Annotated in this window: 14 protein-coding genes and 1 pseudogene; 1 reads left to right on the plus strand and 14 read right to left on the minus strand. The window is 47.2% G+C overall.

The features are described from left to right. Positions 1 to 336: 336 nt before the first annotated feature. The 13 genes and pseudogenes from E1963_RS17815 to E1963_RS17875 form a co-directional block, all read right to left on the minus strand. Complete coding sequence (locus tag E1963_RS17815) at positions 337 to 1,254, minus strand: CvpA family protein (RefSeq protein ID WP_132280985.1); 918 nt, start codon at positions 1,252 to 1,254, stop codon at positions 337 to 339. A 9-nt stretch (positions 1,255 to 1,263) separates the two neighbouring features. Beyond that, positions 1,264 to 2,517, minus strand: coding sequence for a DUF5711 family protein (locus E1963_RS17820; protein ID WP_132280988.1), 1,254 nt, complete (start codon positions 2,515 to 2,517; stop codon positions 1,264 to 1,266). 51 nt (positions 2,518 to 2,568) lie between these two features. Beyond that, positions 2,569 to 3,657 carry a LysM peptidoglycan-binding domain-containing protein gene (locus E1963_RS17825; protein ID WP_132280991.1) on the minus strand — a complete coding sequence of 363 codons (1,089 nt, stop codon included), beginning with the start codon at positions 3,655 to 3,657 and terminating at the stop codon, positions 2,569 to 2,571. A gap of 114 nt (positions 3,658 to 3,771) precedes the next feature. After that, complete coding sequence (locus tag E1963_RS17830; RefSeq protein ID WP_066581150.1) at positions 3,772 to 4,266, minus strand: HD domain-containing protein; 495 nt, start codon at positions 4,264 to 4,266, stop codon at positions 3,772 to 3,774. A gap of 173 nt (positions 4,267 to 4,439) precedes the next feature. After that, a complete protein-coding gene (locus E1963_RS17835) occupies positions 4,440 to 5,378 on the minus strand; it encodes a transketolase family protein (protein WP_132280994.1) in 939 nt (312 codons plus the stop codon). Next, positions 5,366 to 6,202, minus strand: a complete 837-nt coding sequence (locus E1963_RS17840; protein ID WP_066571560.1) for a transketolase — start codon at positions 6,200 to 6,202, stop codon at positions 5,366 to 5,368. Before E1963_RS17840 ends, E1963_RS17835 begins: the two co-directional genes overlap by 13 nt. Positions 6,203 to 6,225: 23 nt before the next feature. After that, positions 6,226 to 6,879: a fructose-6-phosphate aldolase gene (fsa, locus tag E1963_RS17845; protein ID WP_132280997.1), complete on the minus strand. Its 654-nt coding sequence runs from the start codon at positions 6,877 to 6,879 to the stop codon at positions 6,226 to 6,228. 257 nt (positions 6,880 to 7,136) lie between these two features. Continuing rightward, entirely contained in the window at positions 7,137 to 8,243 is a 1,107-nt protein-coding gene (locus E1963_RS17850) for a LacI family DNA-binding transcriptional regulator (RefSeq protein WP_132281000.1), read from the minus strand. 93 nt (positions 8,244 to 8,336) lie between these two features. Continuing rightward, positions 8,337 to 8,933: a recombination mediator RecR gene (gene recR / locus E1963_RS17855; protein ID WP_132281003.1), complete on the minus strand. Its 597-nt coding sequence runs from the start codon at positions 8,931 to 8,933 to the stop codon at positions 8,337 to 8,339. A 14-nt stretch (positions 8,934 to 8,947) separates the two neighbouring features. Then, complete coding sequence (locus E1963_RS17860) at positions 8,948 to 9,292, minus strand: YbaB/EbfC family nucleoid-associated protein (protein ID WP_132281006.1); 345 nt, start codon at positions 9,290 to 9,292, stop codon at positions 8,948 to 8,950. 37 nt (positions 9,293 to 9,329) lie between these two features. Then, positions 9,330 to 10,904, minus strand: a complete 1,575-nt coding sequence (dnaX, locus tag E1963_RS17865; RefSeq protein ID WP_132281009.1) for a DNA polymerase III subunit gamma/tau — start codon at positions 10,902 to 10,904, stop codon at positions 9,330 to 9,332. Between the two features lie 35 nt (positions 10,905 to 10,939). Beyond that, the gene (locus E1963_RS17870) at positions 10,940 to 12,016 is read right to left on the minus strand and encodes a 6-phosphofructokinase (protein WP_132281012.1); all 1,077 of its coding nucleotides are present in this window, start codon (positions 12,014 to 12,016) and stop codon (positions 10,940 to 10,942) included. 296 nt (positions 12,017 to 12,312) lie between these two features. Continuing rightward, a pseudogene (locus tag E1963_RS17875) lies at positions 12,313 to 13,560 on the minus strand (IS110 family RNA-guided transposase). A gap of 316 nt (positions 13,561 to 13,876) precedes the next feature. On the opposite strand from E1963_RS17875, the gene map reads away from it, so the two are divergent. Then, a complete protein-coding gene (gene map / locus E1963_RS17885) occupies positions 13,877 to 14,686 on the plus strand; it encodes a type I methionyl aminopeptidase (RefSeq protein ID WP_132281018.1) in 810 nt (269 codons plus the stop codon). A gap of 2 nt (positions 14,687 to 14,688) precedes the next feature. On the opposite strand, the gene E1963_RS17890 is transcribed toward map, so the two are convergent. Further along, positions 14,689 to 15,246: a DUF3795 domain-containing protein gene (locus E1963_RS17890; protein ID WP_132281021.1), complete on the minus strand. Its 558-nt coding sequence runs from the start codon at positions 15,244 to 15,246 to the stop codon at positions 14,689 to 14,691. Positions 15,247 to 15,284 lie beyond the last annotated feature (38 nt).

The following is a 15,284-nucleotide window of genomic DNA, read 5'->3' on the forward strand; positions in this document are numbered from 1 at the left end:
ACTACTAGCTAATCCTATCCCGTTATTACTGTTTTTAGGTTGACATCTCATTCGATGTCCGTTCTGAATTTTTCTCTTTTCAAGAAATCTTCAGGGTCGTTGTCTATTGTTTAATTATCAAGGTGCTCTGTTGTTTCGCTTCATGTCAGCGACAACTTTTATAAGATACCATATATTGGAATGTTTTGTCAATACTTTTTGGATATCTTTTTTTATTTTTTTAAGCGGCTCTATCGGCTCTTGCCTGCTTGTCCCGCTCAAAAATCCACCACGTTCCCGCGGTGGATTTTAATAATATCATCTTTTATTTTTGATGTCAAGGGATTTTATACTATTTTATTTTAAAATCGTGGCCAGCTTCATTATCGGGTTAAAATCGTAAAGCATCTTCAACAGGCTGTTGCTTTCAATCATCCCAAACATCTGCTTACCGATATCCGTCGTATAGAGCAATGTTATGATAACAAACAAGGTCCATACTATTATCAGGGCGCCTGCCACTCCTACCACCCCTCCGGCCAGCCTGTTTACAGCTCCGAGCACCGGCAGCTCCGAGACAATGTCAAGGGCGAATACGATCGCCCGAACCACTATGGTAACTAATATGAACGTACACAGAAATGCAATAATGTTGATGATAAGCTTTGCCAGGAAATGTCCGACGTACTGGGCAAACGTCTCCACTCCAAGCTCTTTGTATACGTCGCTGTTATTATTCGTTGTCAGCATGTCCTTAAACAGACCCGGGAGATCGGCTTTATCTATCGCGGCCACCTGAAGGTCTCTCGGTATATCCGCATTATTTATTGCATTCTCCACCTCTTTTTTCTTCTCTCCGCCGAGCCAGTTCAGCAAATCACCGGATATCCCATATTTCTCCAGATCCGAACTTTTAATCTTGCCGTCTACAATATCCTGGACCGTCACGCCATACTGGGACAGCATGTCCTCCGTCACTCCTGCCGCGTTTAATGCCTTCCTGACATCCTCTTGCGTCAGCCCGTCCGTATCACCTTCCGCTATCTGTGATGCCGCGGCGCCTGCCATCGTACTGATCACCTTATCCTCAATCATCTCGTCTAGAGGAGTGTACTTGGTTATTCCCTGAGCCACATAAGGCGTGGCAAAATATACAAGCAGCAAAGTCAGAAGGGTTGCGGCCAGGGATACTGCTATCTTAATCGCTCCCCTGCTGATACCTGCCACAATACAGATTAAAAATATAACTCCAGTCGCTATTAATATCCAGTTCATGTCTTCTCCTTATTTTACAAGCCGGACTACTTCCATTCCGTCTGCATTCATCACGATGTATTTATTTACTCCTGCGATCGGGAACATTTCCAGTATGTTCGATTTCATCTCACCGTCAAACTTTCTGACGCCGGTCCTCAAAAAGATGGTGCACTTCTTCCCGTCATACATGATGACCTGGCTTTTGCTCAGCTTCACCTGGCTGTAATCGCCCGTGAAATCTTTAGACATCACCTGACGGCCGCTAGTATTATAAAGCCGAAGCTCATATCCTTCTTTTCCTTCATTTTTCAGAACCATGCCTATATACTTCTCACTGTGGAACACGCTCTTGATCTCTTTTTCAATCTTGACGTCCACCTGTTCTTTCGGTTCATCCAGCCCTTTATATACGACGAGCCTGTCATCACCCACGACTGCGGAAATCTCTCCCTTCATGAAAAAGGCCGACGGGAATATAGTCCCTTCATACTCTTTGGACGCCACCTGATGGTCCGCCTTCTCCTCCCCTGCCTCGCCAAAATTATAATACACGGCCTTGGATGTGACCCTGCCCTCCTGCGTATACAGATAGGAGACAAGCATAACCTCCCCGTTCTCTGATAAAGCCACGTCAACCGGGTAGCCCGACCCTGACAATGATGCTTTTATCTCAACGAGCACATTTCCGGCAGTATCATAACATATTACTTTTGGTGAAGACTCATTTTTTAATATTGCGCTGACAATTCCTTGTCCTGACACAGATATCTTTTCTATCGGCAGCGTCGTGTGTATCTCTCCCTTCAGCCCTCCTTTATGGAGTATCATGATACTGTTCCCGCCTTTGTCCGCAAGGGCGGCAGAATCTCCGCATACATCTACAGATGGATTCTGAATCTGATACGGCTGGTTCCACTCTTCCTCTCCTTTATGGTTCAGGTATGACACTCCGTCCCGGCTGTACTTGAGGACTCCGTCTGCAAATTCTTCATAGCTGTTATTGCCGGCGCCTTTGATTGCATAGGTGTCGCTGACCCTGGCCTTTGTATACGTCTGAAGATGTATAAGGAGGTAGATGCCGACAGCCGCGGCCACAACAGCCGAGACAGCTATTATGATACGGCGTCTGAATCTGGCTTTATGCTGCCTGATCTGCTCCTCCATATTCTCTACCGGATTGTCCTCGCTGTTTAATTCCGTCATTATCTGGTCAATGATTGCATCTGTCGGATCTCCAGATTCACTTACTACACGCAAGTTCTTATTTCTTCTGTGTAACATCTGTATCTCCTTCTGTATTTTCATTTGTGTTCAGTATACCATATTTTACTTCTATGGTAATAGCAATTTTTGCCCGATGAATATAAGGTTGCCGTCAGACAGGCCGTTCATCTTGCAGATCGCCTCCACATGGGAAGTGTTTCCATATAGCTTTACACTGATGCTGTCCAGCGTATCTCCTTTCTGGACTACATAATAGTCTTCATCGCCAAGCTGCTCCTGAATAGTAGAAGTTTCCGGAACCGTACCTCCGGAAACTTCTTTATCTTCTGCGTCTGCATCCTCAGCCTTCGCCTCACCTGCAGTAGTATTTTTATCAGAATCTGCTCCCTCATTTTCATTGACGGTGCCCGTCTTGCTCTCCGGCTTGTTCACTGACTGTGACAGTGACTCGAGAGATGTCTGGACAGCTTCCATTTTATCGAAGTTATTAACGGTTGAGATACCAATCGCCAGTACTACTACGACAAGCAGTACGCTCGTAGCGTAAGTGAATTTGGAGCTTCCTTTTTGCTCTTTATATTCCATCTTTTCCCTTACTGCACTACGAAAATCCTTTGCAGCTCGATCCTCAACCACTTCACTGGGTGTAACGCCGATCTTTTTACGTGTATTTATCATATAATTCTGCATGGAAGGATTCTTTTCATAATAGATGTAATGTCCTCCCATCTGCATCAGTTCATGATATTTATATGCGTAATAGATCTCGTCCGCCTCGAGGGCATCTTTCCAGATGAATATGCTGTTCGCTTTGGAAAAAGAGGCTTCATGTACTTTCTTGACACCGCTGTTCAGCCCCATGGGATGTCCGGTTTCAATCAGGCACCATCCAACCAGCTCTTTGGAAGGGAAGTATTCCTGCTTGTCCTCCTCCAGCTGTTTCCATGTCTCTTCCTCTATAGCGATCTCTGTCCCCTTGACTTCCAGTTCCTTCATCTGTATCGCACCTGATATGTAGACCACATCCTGGTCTTCCAGAGACTGTATCTCTCCGACAAGAGCAGCCCCTATGGCTGTCTCTGCCGCTTTCTCACGCAGTTGGCTCAAATAGGTGTCTACATAGTCTTCTACATATATCTTAGGCTCATCGCTGACGTTCCCTATCTGCCTTACATTCTTGGGAAATTGTTTCTCCATATACTCTCACCTCATCTGCATATTTTTGCTTATGATAGCATATGGATTGTGCGCATTTTATCATTTGATGGGACTTGTCCTATTAAATTTCCGGCATGTTACCGGCATTTCTTTTTATTTTCGACGGCTTGTTTCACAGGCGCCGCAATACTTGTCTGTTATGGTCGTAATCCATCCTTCTTTTGTCCTCGGAAATCGGAAAAAGGTCACCGGCCACATGTGGTTCAATATGATATCTTTCTCTACCTTATTCAACTGATACAGCCTTGAGGCATTCTTATATGACACATCCGGATGTGTCAGGCCGTGGAATTTATCTCCTGTTCTCGCCGCGTGGGTATGCCAGTCGTACAGGAACAGATCGTGAAGCATGCCTGCGCGGGCTGCCGACCTGGCGTCCAGATGCAGGAAACGGCACCACTGGTAGTTATAGTAGGCGACGTTCATGCAGTGCTGATAGCAGTTGGTGCTCCCGTGGTGCGGATAGAGCTTCATCCGCAGTACGACCGGATGTCTCGCCACATCTTTGATACAATCGTAGAACTCCTCTTTCCATCCACGGCGGAGCGTATATAATTTTTCAACTATTTCTTTCCTTATGTTTCGCATATCGACTCTTTCTATCGCTTTTCATATAGATTCAGGTACATCGTCTGTCCAGACTTTTACCTTCTATATTCTACCTTCTCTGCCGTGTCTTTGCAATACCTCAATACTGGCAAAAGGACATGGCAGTATGCTGTCACTGCCATGTCCTTTCTCCTGCTGCTTCATTATTCAATTTAGCAGAACGCTTTTACTTTCTCATAGATGCTGTCAGCGTCCAGGCCATATTTCTTAACCAACTCTACGGCAGGGCCTGATTCGCCGTAAGTATCATTGATACCGATCTTCATAACCTTGGCCGGTGCCTTTTCTGCCACGACGTCGCACACTGCGCTTCCAAGTCCTCCTATAACGGAGTGTTCTTCCACTGTTACAATCTTTCCGGTCTCTTTTGCAGCCTCTGCAATCAGTTCCTCATCAAACGGCTTGATCGTATGGATATTGATAACCTTGGCTTCTATTCCATCTGCCGCCAGCTTCTCGGCCGCTTCAAGGCAGTTGGACACAGGAAGTCCCGTAGCGACGATTGTCACGTCCTTGCCCTCACGCAGCACGACGCCCTTGCCAAGTTCAAATTTATAGTCCGGCTTGTCATTGATGACCGGTACCGCAAGCCTTCCGAATCTGAGGTATACAGGACCTACATGTTCATAAGCCGCTTCTACGGCTGCCTTGGCCTCTACATCGTCAGACGGGTTGATGACTACCATTCCCGGAATCGTTCTCATAAGCGCGATGTCTTCGTTGCACTGGTGGGTCGCACCGTCTTCTCCGACGGAGATTCCTGCGTGGGTGGCGCCAATCTTGACATTCAGCTTGGGATAACCCACAGAGTTCCTTACCTGCTCAAATGCCCGTCCTGCCGCAAACATGGCAAAGGAGCTTGCAAAAGGTACTTTCCCTGTCGTGGCGATTCCTGCTGCCACTCCAATCATGTTGCACTCTGCGATACCGCAGTCGATGTGCCGCTCCGGATATGCCTTCTTGAATGTGCCTGTCTTGGTAGCCGCCGCAAGGTCAGCGTCAAGTACGACTACGTCCTCATGTTTATTACCAAGTTCAACTAAAGCATTACCGTAGCTTTCTCTCGTTGCAATCTTTTTTACTTCTGACATAATGCTTCACCTACCTTCTCTAAATCTGCCATAGCTGTTGCATACTGCTCATCATTTGGAGCCGCTCCGTGCCATGACGCCTGGTTCTCCATAAAGGATACATCTTTTCCTTTGATTGTCTTGGCAATGATGGCCGTCGGCTGCCCTTTGGTCGCTTTGGCCTCTTTAAATGCCGCGTCAATCTCATCAAAGTCATGGCCATTGATGTTGATTACATGGAAATTAAACGCGTCAAACTTCTTGTCGATTGGATATGGAGAATTGACTTCATCAATTGCCCCGTCAATCTGAAGGTTGTTGTTATCCACGATAACTACTAGATTGTCAAGCTTTCTGTGGGCTGCAAGCATTGCTGCTTCCCAAACCTGCCCTTCCTGAATCTCCCCGTCGCCAAGCAGCGTGTACACTCTGTAGCTGTCCCCGGAAAGCTTTGCTGAGAGGGCCATGCCAACTGCCGCGGAAACACCTTGTCCAAGAGAGCCTGAGGACATGTCCACGCCAGGTATGTGCTTCATATCAGGATGTCCCTGAAGATAAGAGCCTACTTTTCGCAAGGTCTTAAGGTCCTCTATGGGGAAGAAGCCTCTCTGGGCAAGCGTTGAATAGTATCCCGGTGCCGTATGCCCCTTGGAAAGTACGAAGCGGTCTCTGTCTGCTTTCTTCGGGTCCTTCGGGTCTATATTCATCTCTTCAAAATAGAGATATGTGTAGATGTCTGCTGCTGATAATGATCCGCCCGGATGTCCGGATTTGGCACTGTGTGTCGCTGTAACCACGCCTTTACGGATTTCATTAGCAGTCTTCATTAATTCTAATTTATTCATGAATATTGCCTCCTGCTTCTTATTTATTCTCCAAATACTGCCCTGTAGTCTGCCTGGAATTTCTCGATACCGGCATCGGTCAGAGGGTGCTTTGTCATCTGTTCGATTACTTTGTACGGCACAGTTGCAATATCGGCGCCTGCAAGTGCACAGTCTGTTACGTGAATCGGATTGCGGACACTCGCTGCGATGATTTCAGTCTCGATTCCTGATACTGCGAAGATTTCTGCTATCTCGCTTATCAGGTCCACGCCTCTTACGTTGATGTCATCGAGACGTCCAAGGAACGGAGACACATATGTCGCGCCTGCCCTGGCTGCCAGAAGTGCCTGGTTTGAATTAAAGACTAATGTCACATTTGTCTTGATGCCTTCAGAAGAAAGAACTTTACAAGCTTTTAAGCCTTCTACTGTCATAGGAATTTTTACTACCATGTTCGGATGAATCTTTGCAATCTCGCGTCCTTCCGCTATCATGCCTTCTGCGTCAACTGTCGTTGCTTTTACTTCTCCGCTGATAGCTCCGTCAACGATGGATGCGATTTCAGCGATAACCTCTTCAAATACTCTTCCTTCCTTTGCAATGAGGGAAGGATTTGTAGTAACCCCGCAGATTACTCCCATTTCATTTGCCTTTTTAATGTCTTCTACATTAGCTGTGTCAATGAAAAATTTCATGCTTTTTCCTCCTTTAAATATATCATTCCTACACATGTTCGTTACATTTTGCCACATGGTAAAATTATAGCCTATGTGGGGAATGTAGGTCAATAGCTTTAAAATATTATTAGTAATTTATGTAATTAATAACTAGATATTATTAATTGCATTATTGTGATTTATTAAACAGTCCCTTTGTTACTCCGCCATATTTGACGCTTTTCCGATTTTCTTATAATATATCCCGGTCCTATTATTACTAATAATTCCCCGGTTTACATTAATTTATTTTTTTTGCGCCTTCTCACATAAGAGGTCGTCCCTCTTACGATAAGCTTTGGTTCATATTCTACATGGTAAGTGCTGATGGGTTCAATCTCCGAATATTTGGAGTTGTGGGACGCGATTTTCTTCATAATGATGTCACAGGCGTCCCGCCCTTTGAAAATGACAAAGTGTTCAATCGTGGTCAGCGCCACCTTATGCATACGGGCAAAAAGCGTGTTGTCGCAGCCCATCACCGACATATCCCCAGGAACTTTTATCTTAGCCTCCTGGAGTGCATCCAGTATTCCAAACGCAATCATGTCATTTAACCCGACTATGGCAGTGATCTCTTTTGTCTCGCTCAGCAGCTCTTTCGTCAAGTCATAGCCAATCTTATACTCTGAATCGATGTGGGCGATGTCCAGGTCAAGCTCTTCTTTCGCTGCCTTTATAATGACATTCTCCTTGATGCCCGCCTCGGCGAATTCTTTCAGAAATCCTTCTACACGTTTGGAGCGCTGCTTCTGCCTGACCGTCAGCGGCGGCGCGATATATGCTACATATCTGTGCCCGAGCTCCAGTAGGTGGCGTGCCATCATCCGCCCAAGTTTGGAGTTGTCCAGCTCAACGGCATCTACATTCAGCTTCTCATTCTGATTGTTGATGATAGCGACCGGAATGTGCACAGACAGTTCCTCCACCAGCCCCATAAAGCATTCGCTCGGATTGCACGTGTAGATGATTCCAAGCGGCCGCAGCTCCCACATCATCTTCAGGTAACGCTCTTCCATACGCAGATCTCTCTGCGTGTTGCATACGAACAGGCCGAATCCCTGCTCTTTGGCACGGGATTCAATCCCCTGCAGAAGCATGACATAATATGGGTTGGTCAAATTAGAGCAGAATACGACAAGAAGCCTTTCCTTCCGGCTCCCCTTGCGGCTCTTCCTCCCCGGAGGGACATAGCCGAGCGCTTCCGCCGCTTCCTCCACCTTCCGGACCGTTTCCTTAGAAAAAGATACATTATACTTTTTATTCAGCACCATAGATACCGTCGACTGGGATACCCCCGCCGCTTTGGCAATATCTGTAGATGTAACTTTCTTTTTTCCCATACCAGTTCTCCCTCAGGGACACCCTTTTTTTAATTGGGGACGGAGGTTTTTTAAATTTCCTCCGTCCCCAATTACGTTTTGCCCTGTCCCTTTTTAGATTTCGGTTCTTCCTTCCAGGGCTCTCAGCAGGGTCACTTCGTCGATGTATTCCAGATCGCCTCCAACCGGCACTCCGCTTGCGATGCGGCTGACTCTGATGCCGGTCGGCTTGATCAGCTTGCTGATGTACATAGCGGTAGTCTCGCCTTCCAGGCTGGAATTGGTGGCGATTATCACTTCGTCTACGTCGCCCCGCAGGCGTTCCATCAGTTCCTTCAGCTTGATATCCTCCGGACCGATTCCGAGCATCGGAGAAATCGCTCCGTGCAGTACGTGGTATACGCCTTCATACTTGCCGGTCTTTTCATAGGCGGCAAGGTCTCTTGACGTCTCTACGACCATAATCGTCTTATGGTCTCTTCCGTCGTTCCTGCAGATTGGGCAGAGCTCCTGGTCGGTCAGCGTATAGCATTCTGAACAGTACCTCACATTCTCCCGTGCCTCCACCATAGTATCCGCCAGCCTTTTCACTTCTTCCACAGGCATATGTATCAAGTGAAAAGCCAGCCTTGACGCTGACTTTGTACCTATGCCCGGCAGACATGACAGTTCTTCAATTAACTTGCTTATCTGGTTGCTGTAATAATCCATTATCTGCGCTCCTGCTAGAACATGCCCGGCATCTGTCCGCCCGTAAGTTTGGACATAGCTGATGCAGATACTTCTTCCACCTGGCCGATTGCTTCGTTCACTGCTGCCACAATCAGATCCTCCAGCATCTCGATGTCATCGGGATCTACGACCTCTTCATCCAGCTTCACCTTCAGAACCTGCCTTGTACCGGATACGGTTACTTCTACGGCACCGCCTCCGGCTGAAGCCGTGAATTCTTTCGTCTCCATTTCCTTCGCCTGCTCTTCCATCTGGCGCTGTATCTTCTGTGCCTGTTTCATAAGATTCGCCATATTGCCAGGCATCCCTCCGCCCGGAAATCCTCCTCGTTTTGCCATAATAAAATGTCCTCCTGTTTTCCTGTCTTTTTTAATATTATTCGTCTTCCACGGTTATATCCATGTGAATCAGATTTTCTATATCCACAAAGCTGTCCTCAAACCGGCGGCCCGTTTCAACGTGCCGGACTTCCAGCACTACCTTTTTCCCAATCCTGTCTTCAATCAGCTGCTCCACCTCTGCTTTATGTGCTTCAGTCCCTACGACGCCGGCGCTCACCTCGTCCGGAAGGACAATCAGAAGCCGGTTTCCTTCGCCCGCGCTCAATCTGGCCTTCTTCAGATAATTACGAAGCATCGGGGATACGTCATTCGCTATACCGCGGAAATCTTGTGCCACTGCTTTTACGTCTTCATTTAAGGCAGCCGGTAGCTGTGGCTTCTGCTCTTGAACCGGCGTTGCACCTTCGTCTGCATTAACATATACTACCTTTTCTTTCACTTCCGCCGACGGAATCCCCTTTTCCAGCTGCATTTCGATTGCCCGGATCCGGTCAAGCAGCGTATCCGGGGCCGACTCCATGGCCGGCTTGCACAGCTTTATCATCGCGACTTCCAGAAGCACCCTTTTCTGGGTCGCGAACTTGAGCTGGTTTGTAAGGTCTGAGAAGATTCTAATATAACGGATTAACGTGTCGTTGTCAATCATCTGCGCCTCTTCCTTGAGCTGCGCCAGATTCTCCGTGGAAACATCCAGGACGTCCTCCATGTTGTCAGAGCCTTTTACAAGCAGAAGGTTCCTCAGATACCATGTGAAATCTGCGGCAAGCTGAGACAGCTCCCTTCCTTGCATGACAAGCTCGTCCACGGTCTCGATCACCTGATGTACATCCATGCCGAGCAGTTCCCTGAGCAGCCGGCTGAACACTTCCGTGTCCACAGCCCCAAGCACTTCCAGTACATGGTCGTATGTCAGCCTCTCTCCGATATAAAATGCAGCACACTGGTCGAGCAGGCTGAGGGCATCCCTCATGGAACCATCCGCCATCTTAGCTATATAGCGCACCGCCTTGTCTTCCACATCCCACTGCTCTTTTTCTATCAGCTCTTGAAGCCGGCACGCTATCGTCTCGATAGATATCCGCTTAAAATCATAACGCTGGCATCTGCTCAGTATGGTTATCGGTATCTTATGAGCCTCCGTTGTCGCCAGGATAAAGATTACATATTCCGGCGGTTCTTCCAGCGTCTTTAGCAACGCATTAAATGCCCCGATGGAGAGCATGTGTACCTCATCTATGATATATACTTTATATCGGCCTTCTGTCGGCCTGTATGCCACTTCTTCCCTTATCTCGCGGATGTTGTCAACGCCATTGTTGGAAGCGGCGTCTATCTCTATCACATTCATGGAAGTGCCGGCGGCAATGGAACGGCACATCTCACATTCTCCGCATGGGCTCCCATCTGCCGGATGCTCACAGTTTACCGCCTTCGCAAATATTTTCGCGACCGTAGTCTTACCCGTCCCTCTTGTTCCGCAGAACAAGTAGGCATGTCCGATACGGTCTGCCTTTATCTGGTTTTTCAGCGTCTTGACAATTGCATCCTGCCCCTTAACGTCTTCAAATTCATCCGGACGAAACTTCCGGTATAATGCCATATATGACATCTTATCTACACTCCTGACTGTTTTCTCATTGTTGTCTATGCATCCCCAAAGCTGATACCTGTAAGCTTCGCTTCTTTAATAATATCGGCCGATGGAGATACGTATTTTAATCTACCCGCAACTTCAGCCAGTGGAACACGTACGATCTCATTGTTCCTTACTGCTACCATATTGCCAAAGTCCCCGTCAATGATGGCTTCTGCCGCTGCCGCGCCTAGCCTCGTCGAAAGCACACGGTCGTAAGCGCAGGGCGAACCTCCCCTCTGGGTGTGTCCGGGCACTGTAATACGGACTTCCTGATCGGTCTTTTTCTGTATCTTTTCGGATATTTCATATGCCACAGAAGGGTATGAATTCTGGGCCTGTTTCGCCTTCAGCTCCTTTTTAGAAAGCTTCGCATCTTCCTTTGATATGGCACCTTCCGCCACGGCAATTATAGTAAACCTCTTTCCGGCATCCTTCCTCTTGTTGATTGCATCAACTACCACGTCAATATCATATGGAATCTCCGGAAGCAGGATAATATCAGCCCCGCCGGCAATGCCTGCATGGAGCGTAACCCATCCTACCTTGTGGCCCATGACCTCGATAATAAATACCCTGCTGTGTGAGGTTGCCGTCGTGTGGATCCGGTCAATCGTGTCCGTGGCGATATCGACCGCGCTCTGGAAGCCGAACGTCATATCGGTTCCCCAGAGGTCATTGTCAATCGTCTTGGGGAGCGTCATCATGTTAAGGCCTTCTTCCCGAAGCATGTTAGCCGTCTTATGCGTGCCATTGCCTCCAAGCACGACAAGACAGTTCAGGTTCAGCTTATGATACGTGTGCTTCATTGCCTCGACCTTATCCAGCCCGTCCTCATCCGGAACCCGCATCATCTTGAAGGGCTGCCGGGATGTTCCGAGAATCGTCCCGCCCAAAGTCAGTATCCCAGAGAAATCCCTGGATGTCAGCATCTTAAAGTTAGAATATATCAGACCTTTATAACCTTCCTGGAATCCATAGATTTCAACATCCTGTATCTTAGAGCAGATTCCCTTGACCACCCCGCGCATGGCGGCATTCAATGCCTGGCAGTCTCCGCCGCTTGTAAGCATTCCTATTCGAAACATATACTCACTCCTTTCGTGCATACTTATAGATATTATAACCCATTTCTGCGGTTGGGGACACCCTGAATTTGATCGGGGACGGAGGTTTTTTAAAAAACCTCCGTCCCCGATCAAATTCAGGGTGTCCCCAACCGCATATAAAGTGCTATAATAAAGCATATTGTATATTATGAATAAACAGAAAGCAGGGGAAAGATTGAAAATGAAAAGTAGAGGGTATCCATTCCCTTAATCGTATGACAAATAAGCCATCTTTCGGTGGCTGCTTTGAAAATTGAATATCGAGTATGTTGAGGTTATGCAGTTGCTGACTTAATCCTATAACCTTGATTCCTTGCTATGATAAGAGCCTGTTCTACCGTGATTTCTCGATCAACGGGGGGTTACTCTGATTTTTGGTAAAGTTCCGCATTATAGTTTTCTCCGTTCTTCAACATGTGATATAATGCAGTCAGAAGCATTCTTGCTATGGCAATGATTGCTTTCTTGTGACCGCGACGCTTTCTGAGACGGAGATAGCGGTTACGAATTTCAGGATGCTTTTTGCTGGTAACAACCGCATTGGCACACTGCACAAGTAGTGGTTTGATATAGCATCCGGCCTTGGAAACCCGGACAGATTTTTTCTTCCCTGCACTTTCATTGTTGGTTGGTGTAAGCCCAGCCCATGAGCATAAGTGTTTCGCCGAAGGAAAGGCCTCCATGTTGGTACCGATTTCGGAAATGATTCCAATCGCAGTGAAATCACTGCTGATACCAGGAGCGGTTTGAAGAATGGCAAGTTCTTGCTGATAGGGAGTGGCGAGCGCAAGAATGAGTACTTCAAGCTCTGCTTTCCGGGATTCCAGGTTTTCGTAATGAGCTTTAATTACCTTTAGTTTACCAGCCTGTTCCGGTGTGATATACCCATCAATAGCGTCATGCAGTCCAGGGAGTTTCTTTTTCAAACTTTTGTAAACAAGAGGTTCAAGGTCAAAGGAAGTATCTGCGGGATTTTCCAAAAGTTTATCCAGTATCACCTGAGCAGATTTGCCGAAGGTGTCCGAAACAACGTTTCCCAACTGGATATTGGAAACCGTGAGACAGTTCTGCAAACGATTCTTTTCGCTTGATTTAAAGCAGGTCAGTTTGAAACGGTAGCGCATAAGGTCACGGAGCTGACGGATGTCAGCGGGTGGCATAAAGCTTCCGGCAACAAGATCATGCTTGAACAGGTCAGCAATCCATTTGGCATCTTTCTTGTCACTTTTCTTTCCACGGATAGCCTTAACATATTTAGGATGGGCAAGGACAATGGAACATTTTCTTTCCAGAATGTTATAAACAGGAATCCAATATTTACCTGTAGATTCCATACAAACGTCTTTGCAATTGTGTCCGAGCAGCCAGTGTAACAAATTTTTCAAACCTTTCGTGTAGGTTGAAAAACGTTGGCACTCATAGGTGGTCACGCCTTTGCTATCAGTAGAAGCAATGCAGGCCACTACAAAAGTCTTGTGGACATCAATGCCACAACAGATTTTGTACACGATTTTTAAAGCCATAGGGACTCCTTTCAGAACCGATAGGTTCGCTAAAGATTATAGGGAGAGACGGCATTGACTGAATGCCTAAGCCATAAACGAGATTGTTTAGGCAAAGATAAGATTACGTGCTCAAAGTCACACTTATTTGTGCTTGAAAAGGCAGACTACACATATAATTATGCGGTCATCCGGCAAGTCGGACAGCCCACTCGCCTCCCCGTGATTTGTAGTATACCGAGTTCCCTACAAGAAGAATTATAAAGAAAAAATAAGCTCAGGAAAACATTTTCATTACGTTTTGTGCCTGAGCGAAGCGAAAGGAATGGATATAATTATGGATAAACTAGATATTAAGCTCTGGTCTCTCGCCGCCAAGGGGCAGATTGTACCTGACCGCTCTCTTTTGAAGACTCCCGCCCAGATTGAGGCCATCAAAAAAAGCGCTGCCTTGAACACGGCAGTGCTTGACCATGTAGCGGCCCACATCCGCGAAGGCATGAGCACCGCTAAGATCGACCGGCTTGTGTACGACTATACGACAGAGCACGGCGGCATTCCGGCTCCATTACATTACCAGGGATTCCCAAAGAGCGTGTGCACTTCTGTCAACGATGTCGTATGCCACGGGATCCCGGACGAGAACGAGATTCTTAAAAATGGTGATATTATTAATGTAGATGTATCTACCATATTGAACGGCTATTATTCCGACGCGTCCAGAATGTTTTCCATAGGGAGCATATCGGAACGGGCCACAAAGATTCTGAGCGTTACCGAAGAATGTGTCGAACTCGGGTTAAAAGAGGCAAAGCCATGGGGACATCTGGGAGATATCGCCTTCGCAATCAACTCGCACGCACGCGATAATGGCTATTCCGTCGTGGAAGATATCGGCGGACATGGAATCGGCCTTGAATTTCATGAAGACCCATATGTCAGCTACGTCACTCCAAAGGGCAGCGAGATGGTGCTCGTCCCAGGGATGATGTTTACAATCGAGCCTATGATAAACGAAGGCAGCCCTGACTTCCACGTAGATGAAGCCAACGGCTGGACTGTATATACGATCGACGGCGGGCTGTCCGCACAGATTGAATATATGGTCCTTATCACCGAGAGAGGGGCAGAAGTTCTGACCCGGTAGAATTATTTTTTACCGGGTTTTTTAATCAGCTTCAGCTCAATACCCTGTCCGTCCGCATGCTCTTTCAAAAGCTGCACGATACAGGCTGCCTTCTCTTTCAATGTAAAATTCTCTGACTGCGCACGCGCCTCCGCCTTCTCCACGATAGCCTTGATATCCTGCAGTTCCAGAAGATTTACTGCCACGCAGAAAAAATTCTTCCGCCGGCCGTCATTATAATTCTCCAGCAGGAACCGCAGCAGCCGCACTTTCTCCTCCTGCTCCGCCACGTAGCAGTCCACCCCTGTCTCCTTCGCCTTCCGCAGATCCCTTCTCATGTTCCTGTGCGTGATGAAGGAATCAAATTCATCGATTCCTTCATACTTCTCGCACGGGTAATCTCCACATTCATAGCAATAATCCACCTTGTCACGGGACATGCTGCACTTCGCTATCTTACAGGCCTGGTTGCCTTCTCCTCCCCCGCAGCCGGGACAGTATCCGCCAAGATGCATAGGGCAAAGGCCGCAGTTTAATCCGCACAGTGACAGCAATAAATTATCTCTTTTAAAGTCCTTCACAAATGGGTATCCTCCTGCAGCTTGATGATTTTATCCAT

Origin of the sequence: Extibacter muris, from assembly GCF_004345005.1 — a bacterium.
Taxonomy (GTDB): domain Bacteria; phylum Bacillota; class Clostridia; order Lachnospirales; family Lachnospiraceae; genus Extibacter; species Extibacter muris.